The sequence below is a fragment of the Sulfolobus tengchongensis genome (genome assembly GCF_036967215.1).
Classification (GTDB): Archaea; Thermoproteota; Thermoprotei_A; order Sulfolobales; family Sulfolobaceae; genus Saccharolobus; species Saccharolobus tengchongensis_A.
On the sequence record NZ_CP146016.1, the window covers coordinates 198,042 to 215,752 of the forward strand.

Below are 17,711 nucleotides of genomic sequence, written 5' to 3' on the forward strand. Positions count from 1 at the left end.
TTTCTATTTAGTTTTAAGGAAAGTTATATGAGGGAGAAAATAGGAAATTTAGAACTTGAAGTTGAGGCTGTAGTGGAGATTGATGGGGAAGAGTACAAGGTGGTAAGTGTACCAAATGCTGAGGAATATAAGGGATTTCCTCCTTCTTGGGAGTTTGTTAAGACTCATATGTTAACTTGGAGGCCGTATTTTAAAGCTAAAATGTTAAAGGTTAATGATCAATTAATTCCTGCTATTGACAAGTACTTACTTAATTTGGATGAGGATATGTATGAATTTTTGCTAGATATCTACTATACGTTTAAAGTAAATAAACCATCAATAGAGACTAACATTAGTACAGTGATCACAAGACAAATTGAAAAACTTGAGGAGAAGATGGGGAAGAGGTTTAGTGAGGAGGAAAAAACACAGTTATATATCAAGTATGGAATAGAAGCAGCAATTTTAAGGGATATAGGTGTGATGAGTTGACAATTGTAACTTTTACCGCGGAAGGTAGATTAGAAGGGGATAAGGTTATTGTAAATTTAAGTGATATTGAACTAAAAATAGGTATGTTAGGATCAGAGTATCCAACTCCAGAGGAGTTTTGCTTAGCATCAGCAATTTCTTGTATTATTTTGACAGTATACTATATAGCAAAAGAGAAAGGTGTATCAATAATTTCCATTGAAGGATACATTGAGGGAAAAATGGATACTAGTGGTTTTCAAGGAAAGGGCGATATTCCGCCAGGATTACAAGAGGTAAATTATGAATTAGTTGTTAGATCGCAAGATGATAGAATAAATGACATATTACAAGAGGCTGAAAGAAGATGTCCGATGAGAGATACACTGACTAGAAATGTTAAAGTAAATATTAAATGGAAAATCAAAAGCTAACCTTTTTAATTTCTATTAGTAAATATATACGGTGAGGTCATTGATGGTTGAAGAGGAGTCCATATTAAAGCCTGGAGAAAGAGAAAGAAGAGAGATCGTTGGTTATATTCAACAGCTTTTAGACATAGTTAATGATCTTATGTTAAAGTATAAAGACGAATTGAAAAGTATAGGCGTGATAAACAAACTGACTATAATACTTGAAGTAATTACAATGCATAAGTATAATCCAGAAGTATACATGGGTAGCTATTGGGATGAATTTGTAAGTATTATTAATACGATCAAGCAAGATCCTAAATTAGCAAGTGAAGTAGAAGAAGTAGAAAGATTAGTAGATAGAATTAATAATATAAGAAACGTAGCTAAACTTTGATTAAGAATTCTGGTAATGTCTCCTTAGCTTTCTTCAAGTGTTTTTCTATTTCATTTTTAGCTAGCTGTTTGAAAGGTCCCTTATACCATTCCTTTGCCTTAATTCTACTCCCGCTTCCTTCAGATGTTATGTAGAAGTCAAATCCAAATAAAATGTTAAATAGTGGAATTTTTTGTGAAGCAAAATACCTAACTATGTATCTAGATTCGTCTAGTTTTACGTTATAAACTGTTAAAGGAGTATCCCAGCTTATGATCCACTTTATTCTTAATAGATATACTCCTTCTTTAAGCGTAGACACTGTCTTAATCTGAGGTATAAATATTGTTAAAATTATGGGATTAGCAATCCTTTCATTAACGTTTTTTGGGGATAAAGGTATTAATATATCCGTAGTGTCACTTACAGAATTTTTTATCTCTAATGATTTCTTTACTTTAACGGAATATACTCCATCTTTTTCGTATTCTTCACAATCGTATTCCAATTCATTACATATATCTTCTACTATATTCTTTCCTTCTCTATCTAATTTAAATATAATCTCAGTTTCGTTAGATTGTATATTTTGCATTACCAAGAACTTCTTAATGTTCATGTCCTTTTCTAATGTCAAATCAATCTCTTTCATATATGTATTACATTATATTTGATAAGTAAAAAAGCTTTACTTTATTTAGGCATTTATGCATTTTAGATAAATATTCCTATATCTACTTATACATTTCTTTAACGGATATTATTCTATAATTTATCTACATAATCCGTTATGAAGATTAATTACTCTACAGAGAGGAAAAAGAGCTTTAAATTACTTCTTGAATTTCAGGTTTATTAAGGATCTCTGCTATGGCATTTGCTAGGTCATTTTCATCAAAACCAAATATTATGGGTTTCTTCTCATTAAATACATTAACAATTACTTCCTTTATTTCATCTATCCGAACTGGTACACCTCTTAATTTATCCTCTAAATATTCTATAAAACCCTTCGGCGACATTACGAAGAAATCACCAGAAATTGAAATCTCGTCTATTTTTCTATTTACAACCTTCAGCGTAATTCTCAATAACTTTCTAGCCTTATAATCCACATGGCAAAGGGCCACTGCCGATGAAATTTTTACGCACCTTTCCGTGTGAATGTCAGGATGTCTATTATCCTTGTAAAATATCCATTCTTCGTTAGCTTTTTCTTTAGCTAATTTTTCCCATAGCTCTATTTCCTCAGGCGTTAGTGTGCTTTCCTCAAATTTAATGCCTAGGTCTTTCTCAAAAGCTTCCTTTAATTTCTTATTTATCTCTTCTCTAGGTGGGATGTACCCTAATTCTTTTTCTAATGATGTTAACCACTCTGACATATCCTTAGCCATCTTATCTCTGAATTTTTCTGTAGGAACCTTTATGCATTTGCTAATCAAATCGACGTCAAGGCTTAACAATATGTTGCCGGCTATTACTACGGCATTACCATGGGTCATAGCTCCATTTCCACTGATCTTTTTTCCATTTACAACTATGTCTTGATCTCTTAAACTAGCGTTTAAGCCGTATGAGCGTAAAACATTAACAACGGGAGTTAAGAATTTCTGATATAATTCATTTGGATTTTTTGGTGCATCTTCTTGCCTGATCACGATAAAGTAGTCATGCTCACCTGGGGTTATTACAACAGTTCCTCCTCCTAGGTCACGTCTAACAACTGGTATTCCCATTTTTCTAGCGAATTCTAAGTCAACTTCTAACCATACTTCTTGATGAACTCCTACATTTACGAAAGGCTCCTTGGCGTAAAAAACTAAGAATGTGTTTTTACCCCCATTATTTATATATTCTGCCACAGCCACGAATGAAGTAATCATATGGTAGCCGTCTTGTGGAGGGAGAGATACAAATCTCCAACTCATTTTATAGCCTCTTACAAGTTAATTTTTCTGAGGCTATCAATTCTTTTAGCTTCTGTATTGCTTGTTGACCACTAAATAATTGTTTCAGCTCTTCTGGATTACTAATTTTCATTTTTACTAGCCATCCTTTTCCGTAGGGATCTTGATTAATAATAACTGGGCTCTTCTCAACTTCAGCGTTGACTTCGATTACCTCTCCAGTAACTGGTGCGGGAACTGGACCAGCCCATTTCCCGCTCTCCATAGTTGCTACTGGCCTTCCCTTCTCAACTTTAGTACCTTTTTTCTTTATTCTAACCTTAACTATTTTTCCCGCCATTGTTTGTGCTAGATCCGTTATTCCTACTACTATTGTATCAGAGCCTTCTAACCTAGCCCAAACGGTATTTTTACCTTCAATATAGTAGTATAAGTTTTCTGGTAATTCACAGTTTGATTCAACTACCATTTCTGATCAGTATTATAATAACTCCAATTAACTAAAAAAGTTTGCTTTAGAAAGCACATATCAGAAAAATGAGAATAACGAAATCTTATTTTTGATCACCTTGAATATTTGAACATGGAATCTAATGAAAGATTGCTACTTGGAAGTTGGATTATTTGGAGTGTTGCGTATTATATGTACTATCCCTTTATCTCTATATATCTATCGCATTTCGTAATGGAATCTAAACTCAGCCTATTTTTCGCTATTTTTCAAGCAGTTTCTTTGCCTTTGCCCCTAATAGGGGCTATGATAAGTAGATTCAACAAGGTTCTTCCAATAATTATCGGCATGTTAAGTGGTGGGATAGGTATCATACTTTTATCCTTTTCACGCAATATTTATGAGGCAGTCTTATTTATGACAGTTAATTACTTTATTTCGATCTCTTTCCCTTCTTATTATACCCTCATGTCTGAGATAGGAGAAGGCGTTATAACGAGGATATGGTCCTTGTCAATCATTCCATCAATAATAATGCCTAGTATAGGTGGCGTTATAAGTCAATATTTAGGCTTGAGAGCTCTATTTATAATAAGCGGTACCATATTGGCATCATCATTTTTGCCTATGCTAAATTTCAAAAAATACGCTTTAACAAGAGATCAGAGTTCTCTAAATCTAGTAGTAAATAGGAGTTCGTTTATAACTATCTTCCTAATTTTGCCCATAGCTATGGAATTTCCCTACCTCTATTTAGCTATTTACCAACATTTCGGCCTAACGAAGGAACAACTAGGGGTTATAGCAACCTTAGCGGAAATTTTGGGAATGATACTAAGTTACTCTGCGTCAAGATTCATGTCTGTTAAGAAGTACTTTCTTTCATTGTCTCTCCTTCTTTTTTCATTAACCTCTATTTATTTCATTTCTCCAATTTTTGGAATTTTCTTTGGTTGTTGGGAGGCTATAATACCGTTGACTCTTGAGTATTTCTCGTCAAGGAGAACTCCGTACGATTACGCGTTCATAAATCTCATGCAGGGGTTAGGCTGGATGTTAGGGTATCTAGTAGATTATTTTTTCCCAAATATAAGCCTTTTATTATTGAGCAGTGGCGTTATAGCTTTTTTATTAGCCTTAGCAATATTATCTAGTAAGAAGTGATGCTGGTGAATATAAAGGAACTAGCTATACTAACCTTATTATCAGAGGGAGAATTAAGTGTGAGAGAGATAGAGGAGTATACTGGACTTCCGCGTAAGAATCTTGTAAAAACCATAAAGAAATTAGAGAAGAAGGGATACATACAAAAGAAGGCGTATATAAGAGATGATGTAATAGTGGAAATAACAGAATATGGTATTGAGATGCTATATAAAAACTTCATTTACCTAAGAGATTTAGTAAACGAAATGGAAACAGTTCTATGCACTAAATTTGATTGTTAAATTAGTTATAGAATTATGCAAATATATTATAATAATCTATGATTCGCTTAAGTTTGTAAAAAACAGGGTTGGTATCATTACTAGGATAATATCTAAAATCCTTCAGTGAAGAGTCATCAGCTACATAAACCTTAAGAAGATTAACCCCATATATTCCATACATGTAATATGGAGAAACTTTTTCTACAATAGTTATAAAGTCCTCAATAAAGTCCTTTACTTCCACTACATAACCGTTTTTATTCGAAACTTCAGATATTACTGGGATTCCCTCATCTTTAGAATAATTTTCCAAATTATGCTCAATAGTATATGAAGCATGAAGTTCAAATGCTTTCTTATCTCCCTCATATTCGACTAGTAATGCGAGTGGTTTCAAACTTATTAATTTTTTCAACTGAAGTCTAAATTCCTTAATTTCATCTAATTCCCTCTCATAAATGAACACCCTATTAGGTCTCTGATACAATTTCATGTTAGCTTTCGTTATTATTCCCAATAAGCCTTGAGAACCTATAGCTATTCTCCATCTAATTTTACCAAAGACAGTTATGAAATCTACCCACTCCGTGAAATCCCAAGGCGTTCCAAAAGCTGTAGATATACTGGATGGCTCATTTAATGCTAAAAGCCCTCCTATACTTCCATCATAGATTGACGGGAAAAGTAGATCATTCTGTAAGACTTCTTCTCTGATCTTTTTTACATCGGCCCCGCTATCAGCTACTATTGTGTTACCTTTTATTTCAAAGTTATTAAGAGTCTCAGTAGTTTTTATCAATATATCGCAATTAATTTCTCTTCTTGTGTGATTACCAAATCCTTTCACTCCTATTTTTTTACCATTCTTCTTAGAATCCTTAATTAGTTGGTAGATCTCGTTTTCGTCGATAGGTTTTACTTCTATCACAAGTATTTTCTTTGCCAAAAAAGATATTTAACCCTAAAACCCACTTCCTAATGTGCCAAAAGTAGCCGTAATTATGGGAAGTAAGAATGATTGGGAATATATGAAAGAAGCAGTTGAAATTTTAAAACAATTTAATGTTGATTATGAGGTTAGGGTAGTTTCAGCTCACAGAACGCCAGAGTTTATGATGCAATATGCCAAAGAAGCCTCAGAAAGAGGTATAGAAGTTATCATAGCTGGAGCTGGGGGTGCAGCCCATTTACCTGGTATGGTAGCTTCTAATACACATCTTCCAGTTATAGGAGTTCCGATTCCCTCAAAAAACTTAAATGGTCTTGATTCCTTGCTCTCAATAGTTCAGATGCCCTATGGGGTACCTGTTGCTACTGTGGCAATAGGGGGAGCCAAGAATGCCGCGCTATTAGCAATAAGAATCTTAGGAATAAAGTATAAAGATTTAGCAGAAAAAATTAAAAAATTCGCAGAAAGTATGAGAGATGATGTCCTCAATACTAGACTGGAAGCCTAAAATCGGGATTCTAGGAGGAGGACAACTAGGCTGGATGATGATATTAGAGGGTAGAAAATTTCCGTTTACTTTTTACGTTTTAGAGAACGATAAAAATGCACCAGGCTGTAAAATAGCTGATAGATGTTTTTCTCCTCAAGAATATAGGGAATTTGTCGATAATTCAGATATTGTTACGTTTGAATTTGAGCATGTTTATGATAAGGCTTTAGAATATGCTGAAGATAATGGTAAACTCCTTCCTAGACTTAACTCAGTTGAATTAAAGAGAGAAAGATATAAAGAGAAACTTTTTTACAAGGAGCACAATCTGCCAACTCCTAGATTTTTCGTGGCCGAAAACGGCGAAGAGGCGTTAAAAATATTGAAGGACGAATTTAACAATACTGGGGTGATAAAGGAATCTAAAGGAGGATATGATGGGAAAGGGCAGTATTTTATATTCAACGATGTAGAAAAATATGATTTTCTTAGGGAGAAAAAGGATAAGATGGTCGTAGAGGAATATGTTAAGTTTGATTTTGAGGCTTCAGTTATAATTGTAAGAGACAAGAAGGGAGTCTTTATCAACTATCCACCCACGTATAATTATAATGAGAAAGGTATTCTAGTGTATAACTATGGTCCTTATAACAATCAAGAGATAGTTAATGTAGCTAAAAGATTATCTGAAGAGTTGGACTATATTGGCACTATGGGTGTAGAGGTCTTTGTAGTAAAGGGTAGGGTGTTAATTAATGAATTTGCACCTAGAGTTCATAATACGGGACATTATACTCTGGATGGTGCGCTTATATCCCAATTTGAGCAACATTTAAGAGCCATAATTGGAATGGATTTAGGTCCGGCAACCGTTATTTCACCCAGTGGGATGGTAAACATATTAGGAACAGATAGGATACCATCCGAGGTATTAAAATATGGGAAAGTTTATTGGTACTCTAAGGCTGAGGTTAGAAAGAGAAGGAAAATGGGGCATGTAAATGTAGTAGGAGATAATCTTGAAGACGTTAAGCAAAAAATTGATAAAATTATGCAACTAATTTATCCTAATGGGTTAGATTTATGAAGTTCAAATTTAAAATTTGGATTGAGACAGAGGGAGGCAAACCACTTATTGGTAAAGGTGGAGTGAGGCTATTAAGAGCCATTGAGCAAACCGGATCTTTATCAAGTGCCTCTAAATCTGTAGGGGTATCGTATAAGTTCGCTTGGGAGTATGTTAAAAGAATAAACGAAATTTTGACTGATTCTGTAGAGATGAAAAAAGGTGGAAAGAATGCCGGAGGCTCTAAGGTCAGTGATAAGTTAGACAAGATATTAAGTATATATGAAGAAGCAGAGAAAGATATTTCACAACTATTAGAGAAGTATAATAAGAAGATAAACGAAATTTTGAATGATGAAAAAATTAATAGCCAGTAGTTTTATATCAAGTCTCTTTTTTATTTATTTTATGGCTTTTAAGGCTTTAATTAACGTTGATGCAAACTGTGGTAAATCGCTGGGAACTCTTGATGAGATCAAATTTTCATCAACCACTACACTATCATCTATATACATTCCTCCCGCTGCTATTACATCATCCTTTATTGAGGCTACTGATGTTAATTTTCTTCCTTTAACTAAATTTGCAGATATCAATATCTGTGGACCATGGCATATTGCAGCAACTGGTTTCTTTAGCTCAAAGAATTTTCTGGTTATATTCTTAACTTCTTCTAAGGTTCTTATATGCTCTGGGCCTCTACCGCCAGGTATAACTAACGCTACGTAATCTTCTGGTCTGACGTCTTTAAATGATATATCGGAAACTACAGTATATCCATGTTTTCCAGTGACCTTACTATTAGCTTCCTTCCACGCTATTACTGGCTTAAAGCCCTCTTCCATTACTCTATAGAAAGGATATAACAATTCTATATCCTCGAACTCCTCTCCAACTAGGAACAAGACCTTCTTAGGTTCCATACTATAATTTCTCAAGCAGGACTAAAAAAGCTTATACTTAAAAAGAGGATTGAAAAAATTTAATTTGTTCGAAAAGAAAATATTTACCCCTCTTCCAACTGATCTTTGATTATGTGTTCTATTTCATCGGTTCTGAAACCACTATAAACTGCGGCATAATGGAAGGCAATTGCTATTACTGCTGCAACTATGGTATCCCATGGAAACGGTATCGGAGCTGCTGATCCTAATGGTCCAAAGCCTCCGAAGAAGCTTACTATATAAATTGTCAATATTAAACCTATTAACCAGAAGCCACTTCCTATGTATTGTTTGCCCTTTTCATTCACCATAACATAGCCAATTATGGTTGGCACTACTAACATTGCTAAGAATCCTAGGAAATATAAGATGAAGCTCGTAACTAGGTCACTTAAAGGAGTAGTCGAAGGTGCGGCGATTATGTTAACATAACCGAAATAGGCTATTCCTATATTAGCTAATAACTGGGCAATTCCTAATGAAATTCCCGCAGCTAAATTCATTTTCAATTCTCTTACGGCATAATACATCCAGAATATTGGAACTCCTACAAATAACGCTGTTAATACGTAATATAGTGTAGTAAACCCAGACCAATAAACTATTAATATTGCCGCAATAGTTGCTATTGGTGCAATTACACTAGCACCACTTATCTTTATCTTTCTCTTTAAATCTGGTGCAGTCCTTCTTAGAGTCTGTAGTCCAATTCCTCCCATTATGTATGTAAAGACAGTTGCAGATGAAATAAATCCCACTAATAAGTACCAGCTCGGGAATGGAAGTAAGAATATAAAGCCTAATATTAATGCAGCAATTAGCGACCATATAGGTATTCTGTGCTTATTTAATTTCTGAAATAGTTGTGGGAAATAGCCATCTGTGGATATGCCATAAAACGTTCTTGTTGTTGTTCCAATGTAAATTAACCCCGTACCACTAGGTGATACTACTGCATCTATGAGTAATAAATAACCCCAATATATTAGACCAGCTAAACCTAACGATTTACCCATGGCATTTATTTCATCGTAAAACGGTCCATGAGACCATGGACTCGATAGTAATCCGCTCCAATTGCCTGGGGTTATATTTGCGGCCTGCCAATTTATTGCGCCTATGAACGAAACTTGAAGCATTGTGTAAATTACAATAGCTATGAGAAGAGACAAGATTATTGCTCTAGCTACATCTCGTTGAGGATTTTTAGCCTCTCCAGCATATTCCACTGGTTGTCTAAATCCTAAATATGCAAAAACTATTCCAGTACTTGGTATTGCATAAAGCATAGCTGATGCCCCTACAATTCCAGAGGACGCTCCAGCTACTTGAGATGGAAATAGACCGCCATAAGAGGAGAAATTTTTCGCATTAAAAGCTATTAATAGTAAAAGGAAAGTAATAGTTGGCAATATAAGTTTCCAGAACGTTATTCCAGTATTCGTCTTTCCTAGAACCTTTATTCCGAAATAATTTATAAAGAAGAACACTATTAACAACAGAGTAGCTAATCCAACACCGGGAAGAGTCAATATTGTTACGCCAGAAACTGTAGCAGTCAGTAAGCTACTTAAAGATGGGCTAATAGTTGTAATGTATGTTATTGCAGCTTCAGCTTCAATTGCAGGTACTGTCATTGCAGATAATAAATATAAAAATCCTAGAATATAGCCAGTATAACTTCCGTGAGTATAATGAGGATATCTAACGATTCCTCCTGTTTTAGGTATAGCACTTCCTAATTCAGCATAAGCTAAGCCTATGAAAATTATGAAGATTCCTCCTATAATCCACGCTAATACCGCAGATGGGCCTGCGTAAGCTGCAGCATCTAACGCTGCAAATAGCCAACCAGACCCTATTATCGCTCCTAGACCTAAAAACGTTAAGTCTAATAGGGTTAGTTCCTTTCTTAATAATTTATCCGGATGTTCCGTCGAAACTTTACCTTGCTCTGTCATATATATACCTTCCGTACAAATCTTTTTAAATCTTTATCGTTTACTAATTATTTTTAATCTAAATATGGTCACAGATTTATTATAACTTTTTATAGTATAAACGTTACCTTTTACAATAATATAGTTCTAAATTACATATTATAATTGATTAACGTAATAAATATATTTAAATTAATATCATAAATATATAATATTATTGTATGAATGATGACGATAACATAAAGTTTTAATAACTCCCTAGGACTAACCTAATTCTGGCAAAAAGGTGACACGAAATGGTTGTAAAAATAACGTTCTTTCACGATGTACTATGCCCGTTTTGCTTTGTCACCTCAAGGAGATTAAGAAAGGTGGTAAGTGAGTTTAAGGATGACGTTGTAGTTAAACATAAAGCATTTATGATAATATCCTCCTTAGAGGATCTGAAAGCCGCTGCACCAACAGAAGAGGAAGCGAGAGAGATCTTCAAGCAGGAGTTCTCTATTATTAAGAGGTATTATCCAGATTATGATCCAGAAAAAATAATAAATAAGGGTAAAATTACTTGGGTTTGGTCCCTTCCTCCATTAATGGCTTGTAAGGCTGCTGAATATCAAAAAGGTGATGAAGGATACTGGGCTTACTTTGATAAAGCTCAAGAGAAGTTCTTTTTAGAGGGCGAGAATGTTAATGATGACGAGGTCTTAATTCAGATTGCGAAAGAAATAGGTTTAGATGTGGAAAGATTTAAGGCTGATTTTAAATCTAAAAGAGTTAGAATGTCGGTTTATGAGGACGAGGCTGAAGCTCATGCAATGGGAATTAGGGGAGTTCCAGCTCTTTTAGTTAACGATTATTGGCTTATAAGAGGGGTTCAAGAGGAAGATTTCATTAGGTCAGTGATAGAGGATCTTTTAACTAATGGAGGAGAACCAAAGAAAGTGAAACTAAAAGCTTATTGGGAAGCTACTTAAAAATTTTATACATGTATAAACCTATAAAGGACTTTATGACAACTCCTGTTTTTCAAGTCGAAGCTAATACCTCGCTCCAAGAAGTTTGTAAATTAATGTTAGAAAGGGGAGTAGGTTCTGTAATAGTAACAGAGCAAGGTACTCCTAAAGGTATATTTACCGACAGAGATGCTGTTAAGGCTATTGCAATGGGTTTAAGTTCCACTGATGAAGTTAGACTAGCTTCAACCATGGGAAATTTAGTAGTTGTTGACGAGAATACTGACGTTTTTGAAGCTCTGAAAATAATGGCATCTAATAAGATAAGGCATTTACCAGTTAAGGATAAGAATGGAAATATTATAGGAATGTTCGCAATAACTGATGTACATAGAGTTTATGGTTAACTAAAAATATTAATCTGCATTCATAAATGATACTAATGTGAAGATAGGGTATCTGCTTAACAATGAGGGAGAGCTCGCAAATCTTAACAGTGCAACAAAATTAGAAATCATGGACGGAACTAAGGAAGTAATAACATTAGCCTATGGGAAACTATCTGATATACCTAGGTTAGATGTCCTAATAGGAAGGAACTTCCTTCAAGGCGAAATTCTGTTTTTAAAGAATTATGTCGATTTTCTTATAGATAATAATAAAATGGCCAATGTAATTCCCCTTGAATTGCCTTTATATAAACGTGGAGCTATTTATCTAGGAACCTTTAGTTATAGTTCTGGAATATCATTTAGAGATGTAATATTTACTTATCCGTTTCCTTTTAGGGATTCCTCATTTGATTCCTCAATAATTTTTGAGATCTTTGACCTTGATATTATTAGAGAGGTACATAGAGTTGTAAAAAAGGGTTCGAGAGTGTATTTAGTTTTACGAGATAAGTTATTTGGTGGTGCCGATCCCTTAGATGGTTTAAAAAAGTTGTCGAGTAAATTTAAAATAGTAATGGTTAAGGAGAAAGAAGGTTTCTGGATAGTTGAAGGAATGAAAATTAAGTAAATTAAAGATTATATATCTCCGAATTGTAAATTATAACTATGGATAATAAACTTGTTAGTATGGAAGAAGCTGTGAAATTAGTAAGAGATGGGGACTCTATAACAATAAGTGGTATAAGTATACATAGGAATCCCATGGCATTTATATACGCATTAGTGAGAGAAGGGGTACGTAATTTATACTTCATAGATAGAGAACCAGGCTTTGGACTAGAAGTCTTACTGAAGTACGGCATGATAAGAAAACTGAGAGTAGCTATGTCTACCTTAGAGTGGTTCTCAGGCATTCCGGTCTATTTCAGAAAAATGATTGAAAATGGAGAGGTTGAAGTTTTAGAAGATACGTGTGGTGCATTTATTGCAGGCATAAGAGCTGGAAGCTTCGGTGTACCGTTTATGCCAGTAAAAGGTATAATCGGCTCTGATCTAATAAGAATTCATGAGAGAGAAGGCACATGGAAAGTTATAGAAGATCCTTTCAATGGAGAAAAGGTAGTTCTGGTTAAAGCCATTAACCCAGACGTTGCCGTAATCCACGTAAATAGGGCGGATGAGGAAGGGAATGCCGAAATTCTTGGGCCATTATATGAAGATGAATATAAGGCTAAAGCATCTAGGAAGGTTATTATAACAGCAGAGGAGATTGTAGCTAAGTCTTACTTTTATGGGAAAAGGCCAACTATAAATGGGGAATATGTTACTGCAGTTGTTCATACGCCAAGAGGTGCAGAGCCCACTAGCATGTTTCCACTTTATGATGCGGATTACGAGAAAATTATTGAGTTTCTAGAACACTTCTGAGTTTATAAGGATCTATGCTATTTATAAACTTCACATCTTCATCTGTCAATTCTATTACTCTTTCACTGTCTTTTCTATCTACTTGAAATTCTGTATTTTCAACTATTTGATTATATGAACTGAAAGGATATACGGCATCTATGTACCATTTCCTATTCCCTCTATCGTAACTCAGTATTCCTAAATTTGTAACTAAAAATACCTTATTGTTTGAGAATTTAGCCGTTCCACTAATAAAATCTACCTTTTTCACTAACGATTTTTTAGAGTGCCTTAAGTTCCATAAGATGGCTTTTCTCACTAGAGGTAATATGAATGCAGTCGCAGCACCGCCAGGCAATTTAACTTTTGGATTTTCATAACTCCCTATTGCAGTTAAGTTAACATTAGTCTCTTCATCTATCTGAGCTGGGCCTAAAAACATTACATCAAGTTTCCCTTTTTGTGCTAAGTCAAATGAATCCGCAGTTATCATCACTGGAGATGACTCAACGAAGAATGGATCTCCAGTTGATGGAGATAGCTTAACTTTAACGGGATTTGACGCTTCTGCAACACCTAAAATTCTTATCTTTTTTCCGTAAAGATCCCTAGCCATAAACGTTCCTATTAAAGCTGGAATTGAATTTAACCCAACATACACTAATTCACCATCTTCCAACAAAGTTGATATGGCTTTTATTACGTAATCTATGCTATAGCCTTTCATAAATAATTTTAAGTTCCCACACGATATTAAAAATATTGATGACAAAGGTTTACAGAGTAAATGATTATTATGTAGCTGGAGTTGAACATGTAATTCAAGGATATTTTCAAGATGTAGTCTTTATATATAGAAATAACAATAATTGGGTAAGTGTAAGTGCTGAAAGATTCAGAACGGATGATCCAAGTCTAAATAAGGTAAAAGAAGCTGTGAAATATGCTACACATGAGGAAGATTTGAAAAAGGCTATAGAGGAGCTCAGAAGTAGCGGAATTAAAATAGAAGAGGTTAAGGAGATACCGTTTCCCAGGAAGCTGATTGAAGGAAGGAAGAAGATTCAAGAAGAGTTTGATTGATCCTTAAATTTGCTTTTCTTTAATGCTAGATTGAATAACTTATCGTTAACTTTTAACCAATTTTTTAAATTACTAATACTCTCTTGATCAATTTTTTCTAATCTGTTTAGCTCTCTGACCAACCTATTTACTTTATCTGCATTAGACTGTGATGATATTATTGCCTCTTCTAATCTAAGTCCATTTATAACCTTTAATAGTATTTCTACTATTTTATTTATCCTATCTGGCACACCTACTACTGAATCCCTTAATGTAATCTTGACTTGTGGTAAATCTAGATAGTCATATCTTCTAGCCAGCTCAGAGGTAGCATTTGTGAGTCTTCTTCCCTTATCTACTATTCCGCCTATTATGAAGAATCTAGAACCCCTTATTATTTCTTCATTAGCAACTACGTCTCCATAGGGATTTAAGACTATAGCCCTTTCCTTAGGTATATGATCAATAGTTTCTACTTTGTTCTTTCCTTCTAGCTTTAAAGAGTAGTATACATGAGCGAACTTTAGATTGTAATCGCATAAATATTCTCTAATAGCCTTTACTGTCAATTGAAGTTGTTCTCTTAAGCTCGTTTTCTCCTCATCAGTTAATACATTTGATAATCCTAAATCTATTATAAATTGTGGTTCGGACGGAATAATTTCATTAGGTACTCTTATTTTTCCATTTTTTAATACAACGTAATTTGTTTTTTCAGTACCATTACCCTTTAGCACCTTTATTTCATTTTCGTTAGCTACAACTCTCCCATAATCTTCCCTTTCAACTATACCATAATCATATATTATGCTGTTTATTGCAATTGATTGTAGATAGCCCGTTCTAAAGAATTTTCTCAAGGTAGTCAGTTTTAACGACTCAACTCCGAAGTTGTCCTTCAGATATTTTGCGAATATTTTGCCTAATATCATTGTCGCATCTTTCTTGTTACTTCTGATAAATCACTCTTTTTATCAGAACCTAGTTTCCTTGTCTCTTCTATTAGTTCTTTTCTTTTAGTTTCCTCAGCTACTTTTTTGAGCTCGTTAAGAATCTTAGTAGTGTCATTTCCTCTGTATAACGCCTCTGAATATTCTCTCAGTAGTCTATAATATTTTATTTCAAGTAGAACGTCCTTATCAATGTGACTTTCTGCAACTTGAGAAGTAGATCTTTGTAATATTATAGCTTTAGATGAAGTTTTTCTTTGATTATCTACGGGATCAATGTAGTCTGCAGTAAACGTAATTGTGAATGGACTATTACCAGGAGGTATTGTGAGAACACCGTAAACAGGGGTTAACTTATCCACTATAGGTATTCTTATTGGGAGATCATAATTAAATGGTATAAAGCCTTGGGGAACTGTCAATTGTAAATTTGTAGCGTATGTTGAGATAGATCGTTGATTTTCAAAAATATCTTGTAATTCAGAAATATTTTCTATGTGATAAAATTTCCCAGCTGACTTGTCTGCTAACTTTTTAAGTATATTTTCATTGTAATCCCTTCCTATTCCAATTGTGATTATCTGAGTATTTTGCGGGACTTCAAGCTTTTCATAATCTTTAACGTTTCTTTTATCTGTAGGTTTACCATCCGTTAGCATTATTATTTTTGTAGGAACCTGCGATTGCTTAGCTAAGTTAAGTGCAAAATTAATTGCCTCATGAAGTCTAGTCGTATATCCTTTCCCAACTTCAAAGTTTATGAGCGCTCCGCTAGGTCCTTGATACTTTACCTCTGGATGATTAGAGAATAAAATTATTGTAACATAGTTCCCGGAAGGCAAAGTAGATAAAAGCTTTTGGGCTGATTGTACTGCGGTATTAAGCTTCTCTCCCTGCATTGATGGGCTATTGTCGATCATTATGATGTAGTGTATATTGCTAACTACGGCGTTTTGGTGAGGAGTAATATATATAACGAAGCCTACCTCAGTTGGTTTGTCAGAGTAAACGTAATTATGAGTTTGTTTTACGTTTAATATGATAGTCATGCTTAAGATATTATAGTAGAAATTTTTAAGTACTATGACACATTTTATACAAACATGACATGGAAATGCACCGTTTGTGGATATGAGAATACAGATGATACTCTATTCTGTATTAAATGCGGTGCTAAAAGAACAGAACAATCAGCAGAACAAGCACCTGCAGTTCAGCAGACCGTTGAACAGCAACCAGTATCACAGTCTTCAGAGCAGCCAGTTCAGCAACAACCAGTATTGGAACCTCAACAAGTCAATACAGAACAAGCACCTGTTCAACAACCAGAACAACAACTCATGTCTCAATCAGTAGTCTCACAACCGGTAGCAACTACGGCAAACAAGTACTATCTTATGTTTATAAATACTCCTAATCCGGCTTTTAATAAGACAAAATTACCACTAGATTTCGATATATTTCCTTCTATTTCGATAGGTAGGAGTCCAGAGAACGTGGTAGTTATTCCAGATCCTGAAGTATCAAGGAGGCACGCAGTTATAAGCTTAGAAAATGGGGAATTATATCTAGAAGATCTTAATAGTACTAATGGTACCTATGTGTATGACGGAAAGGTATTTCAGCCAGTTAAGGGAAAAATAAAGATCCAAGTTAATTCCATCATAAAACTGGGTAACAACACTGTAGTGAGAATTGTGGGAGAATGATGAATTTAGAGGAAGTTAAGAATATTGTAAATAATGCACTTGAGGTTTTAAAATCAAAGTTTGATTCCCCTTTTGTGGGAGAGATAAAAGTAGATGGTACTGTGATTTTCGTTGGGGATACGCACGGAGCAATAGATGTGAGTAGTAAGGTCATTTCTGATTTTGCTGAAAAAGCTGATCTAGTTGTATTTTTAGGCGACTATGTAGATAGAGGAGAAGATCAATTAGGTAACTTGCTATTGATTTTACGTAAAATGATAGAGAATCCCAACAAGTACATTATTTTAAGAGGAAACCATGAGAGTCCAATAGCTAATGAATATTATGGTTTTAAAAAAGAGATTGCAGAGAAATTAGGAGAGGAAAATTATAGTATGTTTGTGGACCTCTTTTCTTATATGCCTTATGCAGTTGTAGTTAATGATTACTTTTGCGTTCATGGCGGTTTAGCCATTGGTTTGGAAAAAGTAGAAGAGATAAGAAAATTACCTAGGCCAGATGTTAATCCAGACGATCCGTTAGCTTTCCAATTATTGTGGAACGATCCTAGAGAAGGACTAGAAGATCCAGACTTCTTACCCAGTACGAGAGGAGAAGGTATATATTTCTTTGGTGAACGTATTGTCAATAATTTTCTAGAAAGCAATTCTTTGAAAGGGATAATAAGGGGTCATGAAGTAGCAGATGGATTTAGGATTGATATGAATGGTAAAGTAATTACAGTTTTTTCTAGTAGATATCATAACATGAGAGCTGGTGTTTTAGTTATGAAAAAAGATGGTAGTTTTGATTATATCTATGTTTAGGTGGTGG

24 protein-coding genes are annotated in these 17,711 nt (G+C 34.4%); 15 read left to right on the forward strand and 9 right to left on the reverse strand.

The genetic code is table 11. From position 1 onward, the window contains the following. The first annotated feature begins 27 nt into the window (after positions 1–27). From V6M85_RS01105 to V6M85_RS01115, 3 genes are read left to right on the forward strand one after another with little or no spacing between them, the layout of a single operon-like run. Positions 28–474 (forward strand): hypothetical protein, encoded by a 447-nt coding sequence (locus V6M85_RS01105; protein ID WP_338601913.1) that lies wholly within the window; start codon positions 28–30, stop codon positions 472–474. Continuing rightward, positions 471–887, forward strand: coding sequence for an OsmC family protein (locus V6M85_RS01110; RefSeq protein WP_338601915.1), 417 nt, complete (start codon positions 471–473; stop codon positions 885–887). The genes V6M85_RS01105 and V6M85_RS01110 overlap by 4 nt, the downstream gene beginning before the upstream one ends. 43 nt (positions 888–930) lie before the next feature. Further along, on the forward strand, positions 931–1,263 hold the full coding sequence (locus V6M85_RS01115) for a hypothetical protein (protein WP_338601918.1): 333 nt from the start codon (positions 931–933) through the stop codon (positions 1,261–1,263). On the opposite strand, the gene V6M85_RS01120 is transcribed toward V6M85_RS01115, so the two are convergent. The 3 genes from V6M85_RS01120 to V6M85_RS01130 form a co-directional block, all read right to left on the reverse strand. Then, positions 1,253–1,894, reverse strand: coding sequence for a hypothetical protein (locus tag V6M85_RS01120; protein ID WP_338601921.1), 642 nt, complete (start codon positions 1,892–1,894; stop codon positions 1,253–1,255). The genes V6M85_RS01115 and V6M85_RS01120 overlap by 11 nt on opposite strands. 175 nt (positions 1,895–2,069) lie before the next feature. After that, positions 2,070–3,170: a lipoate--protein ligase gene (locus tag V6M85_RS01125; protein ID WP_338601923.1), complete on the reverse strand. Its 1,101-nt coding sequence runs from the start codon at positions 3,168–3,170 to the stop codon at positions 2,070–2,072. Between the two features lies 1 nt (position 3,171). Beyond that, entirely contained in the window at positions 3,172–3,618 is a 447-nt protein-coding gene (locus tag V6M85_RS01130) for a glycine cleavage system protein H (protein WP_338601926.1), read from the reverse strand. A gap of 114 nt (positions 3,619–3,732) precedes the next feature. Here V6M85_RS01130 and V6M85_RS01135 point away from each other — a divergent pair, with 114 nt between their 5' ends. Together V6M85_RS01135 and V6M85_RS01140 are read left to right on the forward strand one after the other, a co-directional pair. Next, positions 3,733–4,764, forward strand: a complete 1,032-nt coding sequence (locus V6M85_RS01135) for a hypothetical protein (protein WP_338601929.1) — start codon at positions 3,733–3,735, stop codon at positions 4,762–4,764. Further along, on the forward strand, positions 4,764–5,048 hold the full coding sequence (locus V6M85_RS01140) for a helix-turn-helix domain-containing protein (RefSeq protein ID WP_338601931.1): 285 nt from the start codon (positions 4,764–4,766) through the stop codon (positions 5,046–5,048). Before V6M85_RS01135 ends, V6M85_RS01140 begins: the two co-directional genes overlap by 1 nt. Before the next feature lie 13 nt (positions 5,049–5,061). On the opposite strand, the gene V6M85_RS01145 is transcribed toward V6M85_RS01140, so the two are convergent. Next, positions 5,062–5,976, reverse strand: coding sequence for an FAD-binding protein (locus tag V6M85_RS01145; RefSeq protein WP_338601933.1), 915 nt, complete (start codon positions 5,974–5,976; stop codon positions 5,062–5,064). Between the two features lie 34 nt (positions 5,977–6,010). Between V6M85_RS01145 and purE the strand changes: the two genes are divergently transcribed. Genes purE through V6M85_RS01160 form a run of 3 tightly spaced genes read left to right on the forward strand, consistent with a single transcriptional unit; the run spans position 6,011 to position 7,912 of the window. Continuing rightward, a complete protein-coding gene (gene purE / locus V6M85_RS01150; RefSeq protein ID WP_338601935.1) occupies positions 6,011–6,487 on the forward strand; it encodes a 5-(carboxyamino)imidazole ribonucleotide mutase in 477 nt (158 codons plus the stop codon). Continuing rightward, the gene (purK, locus tag V6M85_RS01155; protein ID WP_338601937.1) at positions 6,459–7,556 is read left to right on the forward strand and encodes a 5-(carboxyamino)imidazole ribonucleotide synthase; all 1,098 of its coding nucleotides are present in this window, start codon (positions 6,459–6,461) and stop codon (positions 7,554–7,556) included. Before purE ends, purK begins: the two co-directional genes overlap by 29 nt. Then, positions 7,553–7,912, forward strand: coding sequence for a winged helix-turn-helix domain-containing protein (locus tag V6M85_RS01160; RefSeq protein ID WP_338601939.1), 360 nt, complete (start codon positions 7,553–7,555; stop codon positions 7,910–7,912). Before purK ends, V6M85_RS01160 begins: the two co-directional genes overlap by 4 nt. A gap of 24 nt (positions 7,913–7,936) precedes the next feature. On the opposite strand, the gene V6M85_RS01165 is transcribed toward V6M85_RS01160, so the two are convergent. Together V6M85_RS01165 and V6M85_RS01170 are read right to left on the reverse strand one after the other, a co-directional pair. Further along, the gene (locus V6M85_RS01165; protein WP_338601941.1) at positions 7,937–8,458 is read right to left on the reverse strand and encodes a type 1 glutamine amidotransferase domain-containing protein; all 522 of its coding nucleotides are present in this window, start codon (positions 8,456–8,458) and stop codon (positions 7,937–7,939) included. Between the two features lie 83 nt (positions 8,459–8,541). After that, positions 8,542–10,440, reverse strand: coding sequence for an APC family permease (locus V6M85_RS01170; RefSeq protein WP_338601944.1), 1,899 nt, complete (start codon positions 10,438–10,440; stop codon positions 8,542–8,544). Between the two features lie 275 nt (positions 10,441–10,715). Here V6M85_RS01170 and V6M85_RS01175 point away from each other — a divergent pair, with 275 nt between their 5' ends. From V6M85_RS01175 to V6M85_RS01190, 4 genes are all read left to right on the forward strand, one after another. After that, positions 10,716–11,393, forward strand: a complete 678-nt coding sequence (locus V6M85_RS01175) for a DsbA family protein (protein ID WP_338601947.1) — start codon at positions 10,716–10,718, stop codon at positions 11,391–11,393. Positions 11,394–11,404: 11 nt separating this feature from the next. Beyond that, on the forward strand, positions 11,405–11,779 hold the full coding sequence (locus V6M85_RS01180) for a CBS domain-containing protein (protein ID WP_338601950.1): 375 nt from the start codon (positions 11,405–11,407) through the stop codon (positions 11,777–11,779). A 109-nt stretch (positions 11,780–11,888) separates the two neighbouring features. Continuing rightward, on the forward strand, positions 11,889–12,392 hold the full coding sequence (locus V6M85_RS01185) for a hypothetical protein (protein ID WP_422398131.1): 504 nt from the start codon (positions 11,889–11,891) through the stop codon (positions 12,390–12,392). Between the two features lie 38 nt (positions 12,393–12,430). Then, complete coding sequence (locus V6M85_RS01190) at positions 12,431–13,192, forward strand: CoA transferase subunit A (RefSeq protein ID WP_338601953.1); 762 nt, start codon at positions 12,431–12,433, stop codon at positions 13,190–13,192. On the opposite strand, the gene V6M85_RS01195 is transcribed toward V6M85_RS01190, so the two are convergent. After that, on the reverse strand, positions 13,167–13,901 hold the full coding sequence (locus tag V6M85_RS01195) for a CoA-transferase subunit beta (protein ID WP_338601955.1): 735 nt from the start codon (positions 13,899–13,901) through the stop codon (positions 13,167–13,169). The two genes, V6M85_RS01190 and V6M85_RS01195, sit on opposite strands and share 26 nt — an antisense overlap. A 38-nt stretch (positions 13,902–13,939) precedes the next feature. Here V6M85_RS01195 and V6M85_RS01200 point away from each other — a divergent pair, with 38 nt between their 5' ends. Continuing rightward, positions 13,940–14,257: a hypothetical protein gene (locus tag V6M85_RS01200; RefSeq protein WP_338601958.1), complete on the forward strand. Its 318-nt coding sequence runs from the start codon at positions 13,940–13,942 to the stop codon at positions 14,255–14,257. Here V6M85_RS01200 and V6M85_RS01205 read toward each other — a convergent pair. Both V6M85_RS01205 and V6M85_RS01210 read right to left on the reverse strand, forming a co-directional pair. Continuing rightward, positions 14,239–15,171, reverse strand: coding sequence for a tRNA (guanine-N1)-methyltransferase (locus tag V6M85_RS01205; protein WP_338601960.1), 933 nt, complete (start codon positions 15,169–15,171; stop codon positions 14,239–14,241). The two genes, V6M85_RS01200 and V6M85_RS01205, sit on opposite strands and share 19 nt — an antisense overlap. After that, a complete protein-coding gene (locus V6M85_RS01210) occupies positions 15,168–16,238 on the reverse strand; it encodes a VWA domain-containing protein (RefSeq protein WP_338601963.1) in 1,071 nt (356 codons plus the stop codon). Before V6M85_RS01210 ends, V6M85_RS01205 begins: the two co-directional genes overlap by 4 nt. Positions 16,239–16,292: 54 nt before the next feature. On the opposite strand from V6M85_RS01210, the gene V6M85_RS01215 reads away from it, so the two are divergent. Together V6M85_RS01215 and V6M85_RS01220 are read left to right on the forward strand one after the other, a co-directional pair. Continuing rightward, positions 16,293–16,898, forward strand: coding sequence for an FHA domain-containing protein (locus V6M85_RS01215; RefSeq protein WP_338601965.1), 606 nt, complete (start codon positions 16,293–16,295; stop codon positions 16,896–16,898). Beyond that, a complete protein-coding gene (locus V6M85_RS01220) occupies positions 16,895–17,704 on the forward strand; it encodes a metallophosphoesterase (protein WP_338601968.1) in 810 nt (269 codons plus the stop codon). Before V6M85_RS01215 ends, V6M85_RS01220 begins: the two co-directional genes overlap by 4 nt. Positions 17,705–17,711 lie beyond the last annotated feature (7 nt).